Source organism: Vogesella perlucida (assembly GCF_979366545.1).
In genome coordinates, this window is sequence record NZ_CEETRO010000009.1 from 54,862 (window position 1) to 71,643 (window position 16,782).

At 62.2% G+C, this 16,782-nt stretch carries 20 protein-coding genes; 6 read left to right on the plus strand and 14 right to left on the minus strand.

The window, feature by feature from the left end; all coding sequences use genetic code 11:
• Window positions 1-18: 18 nt before the first annotated feature.
• Window positions 19-693: a (d)CMP kinase gene (cmk, locus tag ACZ9XP_RS13520; RefSeq protein ID WP_465188592.1), complete on the minus strand. Its 675-nt coding sequence runs from the start codon at window positions 691-693 to the stop codon at window positions 19-21.
• Window positions 694-838: 145 nt separating this feature from the next.
• Here cmk and aroA point away from each other — a divergent pair, with 145 nt between their 5' ends.
• Window positions 839-2,131 carry a 3-phosphoshikimate 1-carboxyvinyltransferase gene (gene aroA / locus ACZ9XP_RS13525; protein WP_465188593.1) on the plus strand — a complete coding sequence of 431 codons (1,293 nt, stop codon included), beginning with the start codon at window positions 839-841 and terminating at the stop codon, window positions 2,129-2,131.
• 156 nt (window positions 2,132-2,287) lie between these two features.
• Complete coding sequence (locus tag ACZ9XP_RS13530) at window positions 2,288-2,695, plus strand: pyrophosphohydrolase domain-containing protein (RefSeq protein ID WP_465188643.1); 408 nt, start codon at window positions 2,288-2,290, stop codon at window positions 2,693-2,695.
• A gap of 14 nt (window positions 2,696-2,709) precedes the next feature.
• Here the strand turns inward: ACZ9XP_RS13530 and ACZ9XP_RS13535 are convergent, their stop codons facing one another.
• Window positions 2,710-3,168, minus strand: coding sequence for a YaiI/YqxD family protein (locus ACZ9XP_RS13535; protein ID WP_147689193.1), 459 nt, complete (start codon window positions 3,166-3,168; stop codon window positions 2,710-2,712).
• Window positions 3,165-4,070 carry a prephenate dehydrogenase gene (locus tag ACZ9XP_RS13540; RefSeq protein ID WP_465188594.1) on the minus strand — a complete coding sequence of 302 codons (906 nt, stop codon included), beginning with the start codon at window positions 4,068-4,070 and terminating at the stop codon, window positions 3,165-3,167. Before ACZ9XP_RS13540 ends, ACZ9XP_RS13535 begins: the two co-directional genes overlap by 4 nt.
• 58 nt (window positions 4,071-4,128) lie before the next feature.
• Here ACZ9XP_RS13540 and ACZ9XP_RS13545 point away from each other — a divergent pair, with 58 nt between their 5' ends.
• Both ACZ9XP_RS13545 and ACZ9XP_RS13550 read left to right on the plus strand, forming a co-directional pair.
• Window positions 4,129-4,425: a DUF4936 family protein gene (locus ACZ9XP_RS13545; RefSeq protein ID WP_465188595.1), complete on the plus strand. Its 297-nt coding sequence runs from the start codon at window positions 4,129-4,131 to the stop codon at window positions 4,423-4,425.
• A 134-nt stretch (window positions 4,426-4,559) separates the two neighbouring features.
• On the plus strand, window positions 4,560-6,179 hold the full coding sequence (locus ACZ9XP_RS13550) for a methyl-accepting chemotaxis protein (protein ID WP_465188596.1): 1,620 nt from the start codon (window positions 4,560-4,562) through the stop codon (window positions 6,177-6,179).
• Here the strand turns inward: ACZ9XP_RS13550 and pabC are convergent, their stop codons facing one another.
• The 11 genes from pabC to ACZ9XP_RS13605 form a co-directional block, all read right to left on the minus strand.
• The gene (gene pabC / locus ACZ9XP_RS13555) at window positions 6,180-6,983 is read right to left on the minus strand and encodes an aminodeoxychorismate lyase (protein WP_465188597.1); all 804 of its coding nucleotides are present in this window, start codon (window positions 6,981-6,983) and stop codon (window positions 6,180-6,182) included.
• The gene (locus ACZ9XP_RS13560; RefSeq protein ID WP_465188598.1) at window positions 6,977-7,432 is read right to left on the minus strand and encodes a GNAT family N-acetyltransferase; all 456 of its coding nucleotides are present in this window, start codon (window positions 7,430-7,432) and stop codon (window positions 6,977-6,979) included. The genes pabC and ACZ9XP_RS13560 overlap by 7 nt, the downstream gene beginning before the upstream one ends.
• Before the next feature lie 40 nt (window positions 7,433-7,472).
• The gene (locus ACZ9XP_RS13565; RefSeq protein ID WP_147689188.1) at window positions 7,473-8,771 is read right to left on the minus strand and encodes an aminodeoxychorismate synthase component I; all 1,299 of its coding nucleotides are present in this window, start codon (window positions 8,769-8,771) and stop codon (window positions 7,473-7,475) included.
• 102 nt (window positions 8,772-8,873) lie between these two features.
• The gene (gene fabF, locus ACZ9XP_RS13570; protein ID WP_147689187.1) at window positions 8,874-10,115 is read right to left on the minus strand and encodes a beta-ketoacyl-ACP synthase II; all 1,242 of its coding nucleotides are present in this window, start codon (window positions 10,113-10,115) and stop codon (window positions 8,874-8,876) included.
• Between the two features lie 163 nt (window positions 10,116-10,278).
• On the minus strand, window positions 10,279-10,518 hold the full coding sequence (gene acpP / locus ACZ9XP_RS13575) for an acyl carrier protein (RefSeq protein ID WP_017509934.1): 240 nt from the start codon (window positions 10,516-10,518) through the stop codon (window positions 10,279-10,281).
• A 190-nt stretch (window positions 10,519-10,708) separates the two neighbouring features.
• A complete protein-coding gene (fabG, locus tag ACZ9XP_RS13580; protein ID WP_147689186.1) occupies window positions 10,709-11,446 on the minus strand; it encodes a 3-oxoacyl-ACP reductase FabG in 738 nt (245 codons plus the stop codon).
• Between the two features lie 43 nt (window positions 11,447-11,489).
• Window positions 11,490-12,419, minus strand: a complete 930-nt coding sequence (fabD, locus tag ACZ9XP_RS13585; RefSeq protein WP_147689185.1) for an ACP S-malonyltransferase — start codon at window positions 12,417-12,419, stop codon at window positions 11,490-11,492.
• Window positions 12,420-12,589: 170 nt separating this feature from the next.
• The gene (locus ACZ9XP_RS13590) at window positions 12,590-13,549 is read right to left on the minus strand and encodes a beta-ketoacyl-ACP synthase III (RefSeq protein ID WP_147689184.1); all 960 of its coding nucleotides are present in this window, start codon (window positions 13,547-13,549) and stop codon (window positions 12,590-12,592) included.
• Between the two features lie 9 nt (window positions 13,550-13,558).
• Complete coding sequence (plsX, locus tag ACZ9XP_RS13595) at window positions 13,559-14,593, minus strand: phosphate acyltransferase PlsX (protein WP_147689183.1); 1,035 nt, start codon at window positions 14,591-14,593, stop codon at window positions 13,559-13,561.
• Between the two features lie 61 nt (window positions 14,594-14,654).
• Window positions 14,655-14,834 carry a 50S ribosomal protein L32 gene (rpmF, locus tag ACZ9XP_RS13600; RefSeq protein WP_017509929.1) on the minus strand — a complete coding sequence of 60 codons (180 nt, stop codon included), beginning with the start codon at window positions 14,832-14,834 and terminating at the stop codon, window positions 14,655-14,657.
• A gap of 30 nt (window positions 14,835-14,864) precedes the next feature.
• Window positions 14,865-15,365 (minus strand): YceD family protein, encoded by a 501-nt coding sequence (locus ACZ9XP_RS13605; RefSeq protein ID WP_147689182.1) that lies wholly within the window; start codon window positions 15,363-15,365, stop codon window positions 14,865-14,867.
• Between the two features lie 120 nt (window positions 15,366-15,485).
• Here ACZ9XP_RS13605 and ACZ9XP_RS13610 point away from each other — a divergent pair, with 120 nt between their 5' ends.
• Both ACZ9XP_RS13610 and ACZ9XP_RS13615 read left to right on the plus strand, forming a co-directional pair.
• Window positions 15,486-16,064, plus strand: a complete 579-nt coding sequence (locus ACZ9XP_RS13610) for a Maf family nucleotide pyrophosphatase (RefSeq protein ID WP_147689181.1) — start codon at window positions 15,486-15,488, stop codon at window positions 16,062-16,064.
• Window positions 16,064-16,768, plus strand: a complete 705-nt coding sequence (locus ACZ9XP_RS13615) for an SAM-dependent methyltransferase (protein WP_147689180.1) — start codon at window positions 16,064-16,066, stop codon at window positions 16,766-16,768. The genes ACZ9XP_RS13610 and ACZ9XP_RS13615 overlap by 1 nt, the downstream gene beginning before the upstream one ends.
• The last annotated feature ends 14 nt before the right edge of the window (window positions 16,769-16,782 follow it).

Sequence of the window (16,782 nt, forward strand, 5' to 3'; positions counted from 1 at the left end):
ACGGCGGCTTACAAAAAATTAATGGCCGGTGCCACGGGCCTTGCCGAACCACGACAGTACCTGCGCCACCGCTTGTTCGATGGTCAGGTCCGAGGTGTCCAGCAAGTGGGCATCCGGCTCTTGTCTTAGCGGGGCAACCGCCCGTGCCGCGTCGCGCGCGTCACGATCGGAAATATCCAGCTGAATCTGAACGAGATTAGCAGATTCCCCTTTTGCGATCAACTGCTTATAGCGACGTTCGGCGCGCACCTGGGCCGACGCAGTCAGAAAAACCTTCAATTCCGCCCGCGGAAACACCACCGAGCCCATATCGCGGCCGTCGGCTACCAGGCCTGGCGGCACCAGAAAATCGCGCTGGCGGGTCAGCAGTGCCGCACGCACGGCGGGCAATGCCGCCACTTTCGAGGCGCCCATGCCGATATCTTCGGCACGGATGGCTGCGCTGACATCGGCCTCGCCCAGCCAGGTCTTGCCGTCGTGAAACGCAGCCGGCAGCTGCGCAGCCAGGCGCGCCACGTTTTGTTCGTCTTCCCAGCTTACGCCTTCGCGCAGCGCGTACAGCGCCGTGAGGCGGTACAGCGCGCCGGAATCCAGATAATGCAGCCCAAGCTGCTGTGCCACCAGGGCAGCCACCGTGCCCTTGCCGGAAGCGGAAGGGCCGTCGATGGTAATGACAGGTTTGAGCGTAGGCATGGCGAAGACCTTGAATCAAAACCGGCAATTGTAGCGCAAGCAGTACAAAAAGAGAGCGTTTGCGTGGCGGCGCACAATACAGGTACAGTCGTTGCCGAGATCACCCGGCGGGGCACCGCCCTGCAGCAAAACAGACAAGAACATCATGGAACAACTACATCTACAAGCCATTGGCCCGCTGGCCGGCACCATCAAACTGCCCGGCTCCAAGAGCATTTCCAACCGCACCCTGCTGCTGGCGGCACTGGCCGACGGCAGCACCCTGGTGCGCGACCTGCTGGACTCCGACGATATCCGCCGCATGCTGGAAGCGCTGGCCACGCTGGGCGTACGTGTCGAGCAGCAAGGCGACAGCCGCGACTTTCTGGTGCACGGCACTGGCGGCGCCTTTAGCGTGAAAGACGCCGACCTGTTTCTGGGCAACGCTGGCACCGCCTTCCGCCCGCTAACCGCCGCGCTGGCGCTAATGCAGGGCCGCTACCACCTGCACGGCGTACCGCGCATGCACGAACGCCCGATTGGCGATCTGGTCGACGCGCTACGCGTAGCCGGTGCCGACATCGACTACCTGGGCAACGACGGCTACCCGCCGCTGCAGATCAAGCCAGCCAGCCTGAACGCCGGCCAGGTCATTCCGGTGAAGGGTAATGTCTCCAGCCAGTTCCTGACTGCCCTGCTGATGGCGCTGCCGCTTACCGGCGAGGACGTCACCATCGAGGTGGTGGGCGAGCTGATTTCCAAACCGTACATCGAAATCACCCTGAACCTGATGGCACGCTTTGGCGTGCAGGTGCAGCGTGACGGCTGGCAGCGTTTCACCATCGCCCGCGGCCAACGTTACATCAGCCCCGGCGAAATCCACGTGGAAGGTGACGCCTCCAGCGCGTCCTACTTCCTGGCAGCCGGTGCGCTGGCCGGTGGCCCGGTACGTGTGGAAGGGGTTGGCCGCAGCAGTATCCAGGGCGACGTAAAGTTTGCCGATGCGCTGGCGCTGATGGGTGCCGAGATCACCCTGGGTGACAACTGGATCGAAGCCCGCGCCCCGGCCGGCGGCCTGCAAGCCATCGACGTAGACTTGAACCACATCCCCGACGCGGCCATGACCATCGCCGTGGCCGCGCTGGCTGCCAAGGGCACCACCACCATCCGTAATGTGGAAAGCTGGCGCGTGAAAGAAACCGATCGCCTGGCCGCCATGGCCACCGAGCTGCGCAAGGTGGGCGCCAGCGTGGTGGAAACGCAGGACAGCATCAGCGTCACCCCGCCCGCGCAGCTGATGGCCAACGCCGAAATCGACACCTACGACGACCACCGCATGGCGATGTGCTTCTCGCTGGTGGCGCTGCTGGGTACGCCAGTGGTGATTAACGACCCGAACTGCGTAGCCAAAACCTTCCCCGACTACTTCGAGGTACTGGGCAAGCTGGCTGCAGGCTGATTGATGGCCTGCTCACACAAAAACCGCTGCCTTACCGCAGCGGTTTTTTTATGCACAGCGGCTTGCCACCATCCAGCCAAAAACACAAAATATGCCACCATCAAAACAAAAATTCACTAGATGATGAGTAATCCGTTTGAGCAGCGTCGTGATTTCATGCAGTGCTTTGACATGCCCGCACCTGACACGCCGGCCTATCGGCCGCAAGAGCTAGCCATGTGGCAAACCATGCTGCAAGAGGAATGGCAGACGTTCCAGACCGCGCTGGCCGACTACCGGGCCATGCCGCAGGCCGACGCCGCCACGCAGCAGCAGTTGCAAGCCGAGCTGACGGCAGAGGGGGTAGACGTGCTGAACGTGTTGTGCAGGCTGCTGCTATCGCAGGGCTTGCCGCTGCAGGCAATGTTCAATGCCATCCATGCGGCCAACCTGGCCAAGTGCGTGGACGGGCAGGTACTGCGCCGCGCCGACGGCAAGATCCTGAAACCGGCGGGCTGGCAGCCGGCTGACAAACTGGGCGTGATCCGCGCCGCAGCCAGCAGCGTGGACGGCACGCTGTCGTAAGGGATAACGGAGGCTTAGCGGCGTGTTGCGGCCAACTTTTGCAACAGCTTGTCCAGCTGGGCGCCAAAGGCCTGGCGATCGCGCTGGCTGAAAGCGGCCGGGCCGCCGGTTTGCACGCCGCTGTCGCGCAGCTCGGTCATGAAATTGCGCAGCGCCAGCGCCTCGCGGATGGTGGCGTCGCTGTACAGCTCGCCGCGCGGGTTCAGCGCCAGCGCGCCTTTGGCCACCACCTGCGCGGCCAGCGGGATATCTGCCGTCACCACGATGTCGCCCGGCTGCGCCTGCTGGGCAATGTGGTTATCGGCTACATCGAAACCGGCCGGCACCTGCACGGCACGGATGTACGGCGACGGCGGCACACGCAGCAGCTGGTTGGCCACCAGAACGGTAGCGGTACTTGTGCGGTCGGCCGCGCGAAACAGGATGTCCTTGATCACCGCCGGACAGGCATCGGCGTCCACCCAGATCGTCATGCGTTGCCCCGGTTGAAGTGTTGTTGCCATTGCTGGCGGGCTTCGCGGGCGCGCTCGAAGCGCGTGGTCATCGCCGCGGCGTCACCTGCCAGCAGCTCCTGGCGCAGCGTGGCCAAGGTGGCCTGGAAGGCATCCAGCTCGGCCAGCAGCGCGTCGCGGTTGGCCAGCGCGATGTCGCGCCACATCTCGGGGTGGCTGCCGGCAATACGGGTGAAGTCGCGAAAACCGGTGGCGGCAAAATCGAAGCAGCGCGCCGCATCGGCCTTGGCCACGATGGTGTCCACGTAGGCAAAGGCCAGCAGGTGCGGCAGGTGGCTCACGGTGGCGAACACCGCGTCGTGCTCGGCGGCGCTCATTTCGTACACACGGGCACCGCAGGCCTGCCACAGCGTGCGCACCAGCGCGGCGGCGGCGGGGCGGGTTTCCGGCAGCGGGGTGACGACGATGCGGCGGTTATCGTACAGGCCGTACTGGGCGGCCGCGGCGCCGGACAGGTCGGAACCGGCAATCGGGTGCGCCGGTACGCAGCTGGCCAGGTGGGCGGGCAGGTGCTGGCGCATCAGCGCCACCACATCGCTTTTGGTGCTGCCACCGTCGGTGACCACGCAGTGCGCTGGCAGGTGCGGGGCGATGTCGGCAAACACGCGGGCCATCTGCCCTACCGGTGTGGCTACCAGTACCACGTCGGCGTGGCGTACCGCGTCGGCGGCGCTGTGGCTGGCCTCGTCGATCACGCCCAGTTCGATAGCACGCTGCAGGTTGGCCGCAGACCGCCCCACACCAATGACCTTCGCCACGCGCCCGGCGCGGCGCAAGGCGAGCGCAAAGGAGCCGCCAATCAGGCCCACGCCTATCACTACCAGGGTCAATCCACCCTCACCCGCCTGCATGCTATCGCCCATCACTGTCTGTTCAGAGCCGTTATCATAACCGCATTTGCGTATCGCCAAGGGGGCCACCATGCAGTGTTCGCTGTATATCTATTACCGCATCCACGGCAATTTCCTGCCATTCCAGCAGTCATCCGCCAGACTAATGGCAGATGTGCATGAAAAATTGCAGATAAAAGGCAGATTATTGCAACGTCGCGATGATGCACTGACCTGGATGGAAATCTACGAGCCAGTCAGCGACAGCGCGGCCCTGCAGCAGGTGTTGGCCGCGGCCGTGGCCAAGGACCCACGCTGGCAGGGCATCAGCAGGCATGAAGAGTGGTTTGTACCGCTGCCAGCTGAAACAGGCCAAACAACCGCTTAGCACCGCGCAGCTTTGCCATGACAATAAACTAAATATTTAATATCAATAACTTGCAGAAAAGTTTTTATTTATTGCCAAGTTGAAATTGCTGCCACTACTCCCTAGCCTGACTGTAAGGACACAGGGAGAAAAACATGTATCAACTCTTCAGCATCCGGCAAAAGCTGCTGGCAGCCTTCGGGCTTATCCTGCTACTGATGGCCTTGATGGCCGGGCTGGTCATGCAAAAACTCAATGTGATCGAGCATGACCTGGAGGAAATCGTAGAGGATCTCAGCCCGGAAATGGTGCTATCGGCCGAGCTGATACAACTGAGCATGGACAACGCGCTACTGGCGCACCGACGCCACCTGCAAGACAGCCCCGCGCTGCAACAGCAAATGCAGCAGCACCGCCAGCAAAGCCTGGCAACGCTGGACAAGCTGAACCAGCTGGAACACCAGGCGGCAGGCAAACAACAGCTACAGCAGCTGCAAAGCCTGCTACAGGCCACTCACGCTAGCCAGCTGCAATTTGACCAGCTGCTGGCCAGCCAGGATGCGGGTGCCGGCCCATGGCTGCTGCAACGGCTGGACCCGCAAACCGAAACATTCGTCACGGCACTCAAGCAGTTCATTGCGCTGCAACGCCAGGAGATGCAGCGCGCCGAGCAAGAAGCGATCACCAGCTACCACCAGGCCGAAACCACGCAGCTCATCGTGGGCCTGACGGCCTTGCTGCTCGGCGCTACCATAGCCTGGCTATTTGCCAGCAAGCTATCCGGCCACCTGGGCAGCATCGTGCGCGAGACCCAGCGCATTGCAGCCGGCGACCTGCGGCCACGCGCCCGCCCCCTACCCGCCGCCAAGCGGGACGAAACGCTGCAGCTGGCACACGCCACAGACAGCATGCGACAGCAGCTTGCCGACACCCTGGGCAGCATCCGCCAATCGTCATTTGCCGTCAGCGATGCCTCGCACGAGCTATCGAGCATGTCGGAACAAGTGGCCATCAGCGTACAGCGCCAAGCCGAAGCCACCGGCGAAGCCAGTGCCACGCTGGAAGAGCTGACGGTGAGCATCAATCACGTATCGGACAATGCCGAAGAAGCCAACCAGCGCTCGCAGCAGGCAGGGCAGCAAGCCGGGCAAGGCGTCACGGCCGTGCAGTCGTCACTGCAGCTGGTGCGCCAGGTTGGCCGCAGCGTGCAACAGACAGGCCAAGCCCTGGGTGAACTGACCCGCGAAGTGCAGGAAATCGACCGCATTGTCACCGTGATCCGCGAGGTAGCCGACCAGACCAACCTGCTAGCGCTCAACGCCAGCATTGAGGCCGCACGCGCCGGGGAAGCCGGGCGCGGCTTTGCCGTGGTGGCCGACGAGGTACGCAAGCTGGCCGAGCGCACCGCCACTGCCACCGGAGACATCGCCGGCATGATTAGCCGTATCCGCCACGGCGTACACGATGTAGAACAGCAGATGGGTCAAAGCGAACAGCAGATGGTACAAGCCGAGCAAGCCACACAAGGAAGCGGCCATACCATACAGGCGGCGCAGCAATTCAGCGCGCAGGCTAGCCAGGCGGTAGGCAGCATCAGCGCCGCGCTGGGCGAACAGCGCGATGCCAGCCAGGTGCTGGCCTGCAGCATGGAGCAGATAGCGCAAATGGCCGAGGAAAACAGCGCCACGGTGGAGGAGCTGGCCACCACCTCCAGCCAGCTGAGCGGGCTGGCAGACAGCATGCAGCAGATGGTAGCGCGCTTCCGGCTAGCCTGATCAGGCGGCAGGCAGGTGCTGCTGCAGCCGGGCAGCCAGCGGCCAGGTCTGCCATGTGCGCGCATCCAGCTGGCGCACCGGCCAGATACCGGCCAGGCTGTTGCAGACCAATACTTCATCGGCGGCCAACAGCTCGGCAGGCAGCACGCGCTGCTCGGCTACCGCCATACCCAGCTGATGCGCGGTATCGATAATGCAGGCGCGCATGGCGCCGGACACACCACAGCGGTCCAGTAGCGGCGTGTACAGCTTACCGCCTCGCACCCAGAACAGATTGCTCATGGTGCCTTCCACCACGGTGCCGTCGCTGTCCAGCATCAGGCCTTCGGCAATGGCCGGGTCGCCCCACTCGCTGCGTGCCAATACGTTCTCCAGCCGGTTCAGGTGTTTGATCCCCGCCAGCAAGGGCTGCAGGCCCAGCTGCGTGCTGCACCAGCGCACGGCGATACCCTGCACGTCGCGTTCGGGCGGGTAGCCCGCCCACGCGGCTGCGCTCACGATACGGGTAGGCTGCACCGTGGCCGGTATGGCGTAGCCACGTTGGCCGCTGCCCCGCGTCAGCACTACCTTGGCCACGGCGCGTGGCAGGCCGGCGCAGACGGTAGCGATTTCTGCCAGCAGCAGCGCCTCGTCCGGGCACGGCAGGCGCAGGGCGGCACAGTCTGCGGCCAACCTTTGCCACTGCCAGTGCCATAGCCGGGGCTGGCCTGCCAGCACTTCCACCGTACGGTACAGGCCGTCGCCGTAGGCCAGGCCGCGGTCACTAGCCGGCAGGCTATCTGCCTGCACACCATTGATCAGCATGTCAGCTCCTTGCCCAGGCAAATGGACGCGCTGCGGCCAACATAATGGCCGTAAGGGGGAATCTCGCGGTAGCCGTGGCGCAGGTAAAACTGCACGGCGCGGGTATTGATGCGGCGGGTAGACAGCCACAGCGCGCGGTAGCCAAAGCCTGCGGCCTGCTGCTCCAGCGCCGCCAGCAGCTGCGCGCCCAGGCCCTGGCTGCCGGGCGCCGCGTACATGCGCTTGAGCTCGGCCACACCCGGCTGCAAGGGGCGCAAGGCGCCGCAGCCATGCGGCTGGCCACTGCCATCGCAGGCCAGCAGGAACACGGCGCCATCGCCACGCACATCGCCAGCCGCAAACGAGGCCTGGCCGCTATCGCCGGTGATGGCCGCCAGCGTGGCGGATAGCGCCGCCTGCATGGCGATAGCCTGCGGCTGCGCCGGGTCGGCGGGGGCAATGCGGTACATGGCGTCTCCGGTGTGGGCGGCCACCCTGGTCACCCGTGGCTCAGGCTTGCTCTACGCCCAGCGCACGCAGTAAGCCGCGTGCCTTGTGGCGGGTTTCCTGCAGCTCGCGCTGCGGGTCGGAGTCGGCCACGATGCCGCCACCGGCACGGAAGCGCAGCTGCTGCCCCTGCTGCATGAAGGTACGAATCAGGATATTCACGTCCAGCGTGCCGTCGCGGTTCAGGTAGCCCAGGCTGCCGGTGTAGGCGCGGCGCGCGCTGTTTTCCAGCTCGCGGATAATCTGCATGGTACGCACTTTGGGGCAGCCGGTAATGGTGCCGCCGGGGAACAGCGCACGGAATACCTCCACGGTATCCACGCCATCACGGATGCGGCCACGCACGTTGGATTCGATATGGTGCACGTAAGCGTAGCTGGCTACGGCCATCAGCTCGTTCACCTCCACCGTGCCGGGCTGGCAGATGCGGCCCAGGTCGTTGCGCTCCAGGTCGATCAGCATCACGTGCTCGGCGCGTTCCTTGATGCTGCTGATCAGCCGCTGCTTCAGTGCGGCGTCTTCGGCAGCGTCGGGCGAGCGCGGGTGGGTGCCGGCAATCGGGCGGGTATCCACCCAGCCGTCGTGCACGCGCACCAGGCGCTCCGGCGACGAGCTGACGATGTAGGCATCGCCCAGGTCGGCCAGCGCCGAGAACGGCGCCGGGTTGGCGCGGCGCAGCGCGGCAAACAGGTCTACCGGGCGCACGCTGTCGTGCAAGGTGGCACGCCAGCCGCGCGAGATGTTCACCTGGAACACGTCGCCTTCGTAGATGTAGTCCTTCAGCCGCACCACGGCGTCGGTATACCAGTGCGGCGGGTCTTCTTCCAGCGCCTGCAGCTGTACCGGGTTGGCCGCAAAAGCGGGCACGTCTTGCAGCGCGGCCTTGAGTGCGGCCAGCTGGGCAGCGGTTTCTGCCATCAGCCAACAGCGGCCGCTGGCGCGGTCCAGCTGGATGGCGGCCGGCACGCGGCACAGCGCCGCCAGCGGGAAGCTGTCGCTGATGGCGGCCGGCACAGTGGGCTCAAACTCGGACAGCAGGTCGTAGCCCATGTACACAAACCAGCCGCCGCTAAACGGCAGGCCGTGCGGGTTGGCCACGCTGTCTTCGCGTGGCAGTGCGCGCACCGCGTCCAGAAAGGCCGCGCCCTCGCCTTCGCCATAGATACGGCGCTGTTCTGGCAGCGCCATCAGGATATCCCAGCCGATGTCGCCGGACGACTGCATCAGGTAGGGAAAACGGCCACGGTCGGCAGCGTGCAGGGCCAGCAGGTCGGGCGTGTGGTTCAGCAGTTCGTAATGCATGGGTGTGGGCACCGCCATGACGGCAGCCGCAAAAGAAAAAGACCGCGCGAGTTTATCGCAGCGGTCTTGGCTGTCAACGTCGCCGGTGCGACGTGTCGGCTTTTATACGCGTTTGAACACCAGTGTGCCGTTAGTACCACCAAACCCGAAGGAGTTGGAGATGGCCACGTCGATCTTCATGTCACGCGCAGTGTTGGCGCAGTAGTCCAGGTCGCAGCCGCCTTCGATGTCCTGCTCGTGCAGGTTGATGGTCGGCGGGGAAACCTGATTGTGCACGGCCAGAATCGAGTAGATGGCTTCTACACCGCCCGCGCCGCCCAGCAAGTGGCCGGTCATGGACTTGGTGGAGTTCACCACCAGCTTTTTGGCGTGGTCGCCAAACGCGATCTTCAGCGCATTGGTTTCGTTGGCATCACCCAGCGGGGTGGAGGTGCCGTGGGCATTCACGTACTGCACCTGGTCCGGGTTCAGGCCGGCGTCGCGCAGGGCGTTCAGCACGCCGCGTGCCGGGCCTTCTGCGCTAGGGGCAGTAATGTGGTGCGCGTCAGAGCTCATGCCGAAACCTACCAGCTCGGCGTAGATTTTGGCGCCGCGTTTTACCGCGTGCTCGTACTCTTCCAGCACCAGCACACCGGCGCCCTCGCCCATCACGAAGCCGTCACGGCCTTTGTCCCACGGGCGGGAGGCGGTGGCCGGGTCGTCGTTACGGGTGGACAGCGCCTTCATGGCAGCAAAACCGCCAACAGCCAGGCTGGAGATAGTGCCTTCGGCGCCACCCGCTACCATCACGTCGGCGTCGCCGTACTGAATCACACGGGCGGCATCGCCAATGCAATGCGCGCCGGTGGTGCAGGCAGACACGATGCCGTAGCTCGGGCCCTGGTAGCCTTTCAGGATGGACACATGGCCCGCTACCATATTGATCAGCGAGCCCGGAATGAAGAACGGGCCGATCTTGCGAATGCCGCCTTCGTGGCGGGCCACGCCGGTTTCCTCGATCAGCGGCAGGCCACCGATACCGGAACCGATATTCACACCCACACGGGTCTTGTCCAGGCCTGCCACATCGTCCAGGCCGGCATCTGCTACCGCTTGCAGCGCGGCGGCAATACCGTAATGAATGAACACGTCCATACGGCGTGCATCCTTGGGCGAAATGTACTGGCTGATGTCGAAGCCTTTAACTTCACCTGCTACCTGGCAGGCGATATCGCTGGCATCAAAGCGGGTGATGTTGGTGATACCACTCTTGCCGGCCAGGAGATTGGCCCAGCCACTGCTCACATCGTTGCCAACCGGGGAAATATGCCCGAGGCCGGTCACTACTACTCTGCGTTTTGACACAGGGTATCTCCGTGAAAAAAGGGAGCGTACTCCCGATAGTCCTGAAACGGTTTACGCGCCCAGTAAATCAAACGCACGTTTCAGGGCCACTACAGCAAAAAGACCTCTGCAGGCGAGCCAAAGCCACCAGCAGAGGTCCAGGCAACCCTTTTATAAAAAAGGATTACTTGTTCAGGTGAGCTGTTACGTAGTCAACAGCCTGCTTAACGGTGGTGATCTTCTCGGCTTCTTCATCCGGAATCTCGCACTCGAACTCTTCTTCCAGAGCCATTACCAGCTCAACGGTGTCCAGAGAGTCAGCGCCCAGATCGTCCACGAACGAGGAGTCGATTTTTACTTCGGCTTCGTTCACGCCCAGTTGCTCGGCAACGATCTTCTTAACGCGCGCTTCGATGTTTTCCATTTGTTTAAACCCTTTACCTTTCTGTGTTCGGGACAACAAAACCCCGACATTCTACAAAAAAAAATTAGAGTAGCCTACCTAGCACAGCAGTTCTTGCTGTTTTTATACGCCAGCAGGCCCTTTAATCCGGTTAAACGCGGGGGCAATGTTGTTTTTACCCCCGCATTTTCCAGCCTTGCGGCCAGAAAAATCACGGCATCAGCATACCGCCATTCACGTGCAGTGTCTGGCCGGTAATGTAAGCTGCCTTGTCCGACGCCAGGAACAGCACGGCATCGGCGATGTCTTGTGCATCGCCCAGGCGGCCCAGGGCAATCTGGCCGACCAGCGCGTCGCGTTGTGCTTCCGGCAGGGCGCGGGTCATATCGGTATCGATAAAGCCCGGTGCCACGCAGTTCACGGTAATGCCACGGCTGCCTACTTCGCGGGCCATGGACTTGGTAAAGCCCATGATGCCGGCCTTGGCCGCCGCATAGTTGGTCTGCCCGGCATTGCCCATGGCACCCACTACCGAGGCAATGTTGATGATGCGGCCGGTACGGGCCTTCATCATGGCGCGCAACACGGCTTTGGACGCTTTGAATACCGACTTCAGGTTGGTATCCATGATGGCATCCCAGTCGTCGTCCTTCATGCGCATCAGCAGGCCGTCGCGGGTAATACCGGCGTTGTTCACCAGGATGGCCACGTCGCCGTGTTCTTTGGCGATGGTGTCGATCAGTGCGTCGATGGCACCCTCTTCACCCACGTTCAGCACCATGCCTACACCACCCCACTGCGCCAGGCGCTCGCCAATGGCGGCCGCGCCGGATTCGGAGGTAGCGGTACCAATCACCTTGGCACCGGCAGCTGCCAGCGTGTCGGCAATGGCGGCACCAATGCCACGGGATGCGCCGGTAACCAGCGCTACTTTACCTTGCAAGCTCATGTATCTCTCCTGCAGTTGGCCGCATGCGGCCAACCTTTCATCTTTACGCCAGCTCGGCGCGGGCGGCTTCCAGCTTGGCAGCGTCGGTCAGTGCGTGGCAGCTGACATTGCCGTCAATACGCTTGGCCAGGCCGGCCAGCACTTTGCCCGGGCCACACTCGGCCATCAGCACGATACCGTCGGCAGCCAGCTGCTGGATGGTTTCGGTCCAGCGTACCGGGCGGTACAGCTGGCGCGTCAGCGCGTCGCGAATCTGTCCGGCGTCGCTGTAGCTGGCCACGTCGGCATTGTGCAGCACCGGCACTTGTGGTGCCTTGATGTCTACAGTGGCCAGCGCAGCGGCCAGGCGCTCGGCCGCCGGCTTCATCAGTGTGCAGTGCGATGGCACCGACACCGGCAGCGGCAGCGCACGCTTGGCGCCGCGCGCCTTGCATAGCTCCATGGCGCGTTCTACGGCAGCCTTGCTACCGGCAATCACCACCTGGCCTGGCGAGTTGAAGTTGACCGGCTCTACTACCTCGCCCTGCGCGGCTTCTTCACACGCAGCACGGATGTCGTCGTCGGACAGGTTAAGGATGGCGGCCATCGCGCCTTCGCCCGCCGGTACGGCTTCTTGCATGGCCTGCGCACGCAGGCGCACCAGGCGAACCGCATCGGCAAAGTCCAGGCTACCGGCAGCCACCAGGGCGCTGTATTCGCCCAGGCTGTGGCCTGCCATGGCAGCAGGTACCGCACCACCTTGCGCCAACCAGGCGCGGTAGGTGGCGACACCGGCAGCCAGCATCAGCGGCTGGGTGTTCACGGTGGCGTTGATCGCGTCAGCGCTGTCAGCCTGCAGCATGGCCCACAGGTCTTCACCCAGGGCGGCGGAGGCTTCGTCAAAAGTCTGTTTTACTACCGGCAGGTCGGCAAAGCCGTCCATCATTTTCAGGCTTTGCGAGCCCTGACCGGGAAAGAGAAAGGCAAACGCCATGTTGGGTCTCCTTTTGAAACGGGGGGAATGATGACTGCTCGCTGCGATTTATGCAAAGAAAACACTCAAACGCTCGTATGATCGACGAAGATCAGCGCGATTTGCCGCCATTCATTGATAAAAATCAAACAAGCCGGCTACATATTGCTACATGGCCGGCTTGCTACAGATCAGAAGCGCAGTAGCAGCGCGCCCCAGGCGAAACCACCGCCAATGCCTTCCATCAGCACGGTCTGGCCACGCTGGATCTTGCCCTGACGCACAGCGTGGTCAAACGCCAGCGGAATAGACGCCGCGGAGGTATTACCCTGCTCCGGCAGGGTAACAATCACTTTTTCCATGGACAGCTGCAGGTGCTTGGCCGTGGCTTCGATAATGCGGATATTGGCCTGGTGCGGCACCAGCCAGTCCACGCTATCTTGCGACACGCCGGCTTCTGCCAGGGTTTTTTCGGCGATATCGGACAGCGCCTTCACGGCAAACTTGAATACGGCCGGGCCATCCATATGCAGATAAGGCGTGCCTTCCACCTCGCCGCCAATGATCTGGGCTTCGGTCTTGAGAATGTCGCGATAGCGGCCGTCTGCGGCCAACTTGGCATGCAGGATGCCCGGCTCGTCGGACGGACCCACCACTACCGCGCCGGCGCCATCGCCAAACAGTACGCAGGTACGGCGGTCTTCCCAGTCCAGCAGGCGGCTCATGACTTCGGCGCCCACAACCAGCACGTTTTTGGCCATACCGCTTTTGATGTAACCGTTGGCCGTAGCCAGGGCGTAGACAAAACCGGCGCACACGGCCTGCACGTCGAATGCCGGTACGCCAGGAATGCCCAGCTTTTCCTGCAAAATACTGGCCGTGCTGGGGAACACCATATCCGGGGTGGTGGTAGCGACGATGATCAAGTCCAGATCGGCAGCCTGCAAGCCGGCACTGTCCAGGGCACGCTGTGCCGCAAGGTAGGCCAGGTCACTGGTTTTCTGGTCTTCTGCCGCGATGTGGCGCGCACGAATGCCAGTGCGAGAGACAATCCACTCGTCACTGGTTTCGATGCGCTCAGCCAGCATCGCATTCGTCATAACAGTTTCCGGCAGGTAGCTGCCGGTACCAAGAATGCGTGAATAGGTCATGAGCTAACTTTAAGCTTCAGACTCGGAACGCTTGAGATTTTGTAGTTGGGAAGCGACCCGGTCTGCGATGTGACCAATTACATTGGCGCGAACTTCCTCGCAAGCCTGCTCCAATGCAATACGGAATCCCAGCGCGTCGGTACCGCCGTGGCTTTTTACCACGATCCCCCGCAGGCCCAGAAAACTGGCGCCATTGTAATAACGGGGGTCAACACGCGCCTTGAACCGCTTGAGCACCGGCATGGCTGCCAGGGCGCACAGCTTGGTCCACCACGTGCTGGCGAACTCTTCGCGCAGGAAGGTAGCAATCATGTGCGCCAGCCCCTCGGAAGCCTTGAGCGCAATGTTGCCGGTAAAACCGTCGCAGACTACCACATCTACTGTTGATTTGAAGATGTCGTTGCCTTCAACGTTACCGTGGAAGTTGAGACCGGATTCGCGCAGCAACTCGGCTGCGCGCTTGATGGAATCTGTGCCCTTGATATCTTCCGAGCCGATGTTCAGCAGGCCTACCGTCGGGTTGGGCTTGTGCGTTAGGCTGGCGGCCAGCTCCGAACCCATGATGCCGAACTGCACCAGCTGTTCTGGCGAGCATTCAACGTTGGCACCGAGGTCCAGCACACAGGTGCTGCCTTTGATACCAGGCATCATTTTGGCAATGGCCGGACGGTCGATACCGGGGATGGTTTTCAGGACAAACTTGGCAGTCGCCATCAGTGCACCGGTATTACCGGCAGACACGGCTGCTTGCGCCTGGCCTTCTTTGACGAGGTTAATCGCCACCCTCATCGACGAATCTTTCTTGTTCTTCAGCGCCAGCTGCGGCGATTCGTCCATGCCTACCACTTCGGTAGCATGTTGAACACGCACACGCGCACGCAAAGATTCCTGCAGGCCATGCAGCTCGGCATCGATTGCCGCACTGTCGCCAACCAGGATCAGATGAATGTCGGGGGTTTCTTGGAGGAATCGGATAGATGCCGGGACGGTGACTTTGAGGCCAACGTCACCGCCCATTGCATCAACCGCTACGGTGATAGTCATCAACGTGAAACGGTAGTAAACCTACCTGTAGTTATGAAGGTAAGAGTGGTCAAGGCGCGGATTACTCGCCTTTAGCCTTCACAACCTGACGGCCACGGTAGAAACCGTTCGGGCTGATGTGGTGACGCAGGTGGGTTTCGCCGGTGGTCGGCTCTTTAGCGAGCGACGGAGCGGTCAGAAAATCGTGTGCGCGGTGCATGCCACGTTTGGACGGGGACTTTTTGTTCTGTTGAACAGCCATGGTCGACTCCTAAGAAATTCAAGTAAAAGTTCAGGACCCGGATTTCTTAAGCGTCGCCAGTACCGCAAAGGGGTTAGGCTTGTCAGCCTTGGCGCGCTCCAGATGCTCCGTACCGCAGTCGTCGTGTTTTGGCGACAGCGGCAAGCCCATAATGATTTCGTCTTCGATCAGCGCGGTCACGTCGAATGTTTCTTCGGCCAGGATGGCGTCCAGTTCATCGTCCACGTTAACGGCAGCTTCCAGTTTCGCCTCGCTGACAAACAGCGTGATGACCCCTTCGCTGACGACTTCCAGCGGCATAGCCGCCAGACAACGCTGACAATTGACCTCGACATTGGCAACAACGCGATAACGCAACGACGGACGCCGCAAGCGGTCACTAAAACCACTAACGGTGAAACGAGCTGCGCCAGCGGTAGAAGCCAGCACCTCGTGCACGCGGACATTCATTGCTGCAACCGGTGTTTCGCTTTCCAGCAAGCCACCATCGCGGGCAAACGCGAGCGGATCAATCAAAATCGGGTTAGACATAAACCTTGGATGATATAATCGCCGCTGCCATTTTGTCAAAACAATCAGGACTTAACCTATCGACACCCTGCCAGTGGCCGTTGTCAAAACGCCCGCAGCAGCTTGCCCACCGGATACACCATGCAGATTGTTCTTGCTTCTACCTCGCCTTACCGGCGTGACATTGTTGCCCGCCTGGGCCTGCCGCTGATCACTGCGGCCCCGATTTGCGACGAAACCCCGCTGCCCGGCGAAAGTGCGCTGGATACCGCCGTACGCCTGGCGCGTACCAAGGCCATGTCGCTGGCCGCACAGTACCCGGACGCGCTGATTATCGGCGGAGACCAGGTTGCCCTGCTGGATGGCCAGCAGATCGGCAAGCCCGGCAGCTTTGAAAACGGCGTGAAAATGCTGCAATGGATGAGCGGCCGCACCGTGGTATTCCATTCTGCGCTGGCACTGTACAACAGCCGTAGCGGCCAACTACAAGAAGATGTCGGCATCACAAAGGTGACGCTGCGCACCCTTACCGAACAGCAAATCCGCCACTACCTTACCCGCGAACCCGACGCCCTGCACTGCGCCGGCAGCGCCAAGAGCGAAACGCTGGGCGGAGCGCTGATGCAAAAGGTAGAAGCCGACGACCCCAACTCGCTGATTGGCGTGCCGCTGTTTGCGCTGGTGACCATGTTGCAAAACGAAGGCCTGGAGATTCTGTAATGGCCGGCACTTTATACCTTATCCCCACCCCGCTGGGTGAAGGCGATACCCCCTGGCTGCCGGAAGGCGAGCGCGCCCGCGTGACCCACCTGACCCATTTTGTGGTGGAAGCCGAAAAAACCGCCCGCAAGCACCTGAAACAGCTGGGCGTCACCACGCCGATACGCGAGCTGGTGATGCACACGCTGAACGAACACACCAAACCGGCCGACGTAGCCGCGCTGCTGGCACCGTTGGCCGCAGGGCAAGACCTGGGCCTGGTATCGGAAGCCGGCTGCCCGGCGGTGGCCGACCCCGGCGCGCAGCTGGTCGCCCTGGCGCACGAAAAAGGCTACCGCGTGGAGCCGCTGATCGGGCCATCGTCCATTTTGCTGGCCATGATGGCTAGCGGCGCCAACGGCCAGTGCTTTGCCTTTCACGGCTACCTGCCGGTAGACGCTGGCGAGCGCGCCAAAGCCATCAAGGCGCTGGAGCTGCGCTCCAAGCAAAACAACGAAACCCAGCTGTTTATCGAAACGCCGTACCGCAACAACGCCCTGTTGCAGCAGCTACGCGAAACGTTGGCCGCCAGCACACGCCTGTGCGTGGCGGCAGACCTTACCGCGCCAACACAAACCATTGTGAGCCGCCGGGTAAAAGACTGGCCACGCGAAGCGCCAGACTTCCACAAACGGCCGGCTATCTTTGTGATTCACGCTGCTTAAATAGCATGCCAGGC

What these genes read in the sequence shown, in the direction of transcription:
- cmk (WP_465188592.1), bottom strand. Translation starts at nt 693, where the DNA reads ATGCCTACGCTCAAACCTGTCATTACCATCGACGGCCCTTCCGCTTCC.
- aroA (WP_465188593.1), top strand. Translation starts at nt 839, where the DNA reads ATGGAACAACTACATCTACAAGCCATTGGCCCGCTGGCCGGCACCATC.
- ACZ9XP_RS13530 (WP_465188643.1), top strand. Translation starts at nt 2,288, where the DNA reads ATGCAGTGCTTTGACATGCCCGCACCTGACACGCCGGCCTATCGGCCG.
- ACZ9XP_RS13535 (WP_147689193.1), bottom strand. Translation starts at nt 3,168, where the DNA reads ATGACGATCTGGGTGGACGCCGATGCCTGTCCGGCGGTGATCAAGGAC.
- ACZ9XP_RS13540 (WP_465188594.1), bottom strand. Translation starts at nt 4,070, where the DNA reads ATGGGCGATAGCATGCAGGCGGGTGAGGGTGGATTGACCCTGGTAGTG.
- ACZ9XP_RS13545 (WP_465188595.1), top strand. Translation starts at nt 4,129, where the DNA reads ATGCAGTGTTCGCTGTATATCTATTACCGCATCCACGGCAATTTCCTG.
- ACZ9XP_RS13550 (WP_465188596.1), top strand. Translation starts at nt 4,560, where the DNA reads ATGTATCAACTCTTCAGCATCCGGCAAAAGCTGCTGGCAGCCTTCGGG.
- pabC (WP_465188597.1), bottom strand. Translation starts at nt 6,983, where the DNA reads ATGCTGATCAATGGTGTGCAGGCAGATAGCCTGCCGGCTAGTGACCGC.
- ACZ9XP_RS13560 (WP_465188598.1), bottom strand. Translation starts at nt 7,432, where the DNA reads ATGTACCGCATTGCCCCCGCCGACCCGGCGCAGCCGCAGGCTATCGCC.
- ACZ9XP_RS13565 (WP_147689188.1), bottom strand. Translation starts at nt 8,771, where the DNA reads ATGCATTACGAACTGCTGAACCACACGCCCGACCTGCTGGCCCTGCAC.
- acpP (WP_017509934.1), bottom strand. Translation starts at nt 10,518, where the DNA reads ATGGAAAACATCGAAGCGCGCGTTAAGAAGATCGTTGCCGAGCAACTG.
- fabG (WP_147689186.1), bottom strand. Translation starts at nt 11,446, where the DNA reads ATGAGCTTGCAAGGTAAAGTAGCGCTGGTTACCGGCGCATCCCGTGGC.
- fabD (WP_147689185.1), bottom strand. Translation starts at nt 12,419, where the DNA reads ATGGCGTTTGCCTTTCTCTTTCCCGGTCAGGGCTCGCAAAGCCTGAAA.
- ACZ9XP_RS13590 (WP_147689184.1), bottom strand. Translation starts at nt 13,549, where the DNA reads ATGACCTATTCACGCATTCTTGGTACCGGCAGCTACCTGCCGGAAACT.
- plsX (WP_147689183.1), bottom strand. Translation starts at nt 14,593, where the DNA reads ATGACTATCACCGTAGCGGTTGATGCAATGGGCGGTGACGTTGGCCTC.
- rpmF (WP_017509929.1), bottom strand. Translation starts at nt 14,834, where the DNA reads ATGGCTGTTCAACAGAACAAAAAGTCCCCGTCCAAACGTGGCATGCAC.
- ACZ9XP_RS13605 (WP_147689182.1), bottom strand. Translation starts at nt 15,365, where the DNA reads ATGTCTAACCCGATTTTGATTGATCCGCTCGCGTTTGCCCGCGATGGT.
- ACZ9XP_RS13610 (WP_147689181.1), top strand. Translation starts at nt 15,486, where the DNA reads ATGCAGATTGTTCTTGCTTCTACCTCGCCTTACCGGCGTGACATTGTT.
- ACZ9XP_RS13615 (WP_147689180.1), top strand. Translation starts at nt 16,064, where the DNA reads ATGGCCGGCACTTTATACCTTATCCCCACCCCGCTGGGTGAAGGCGAT.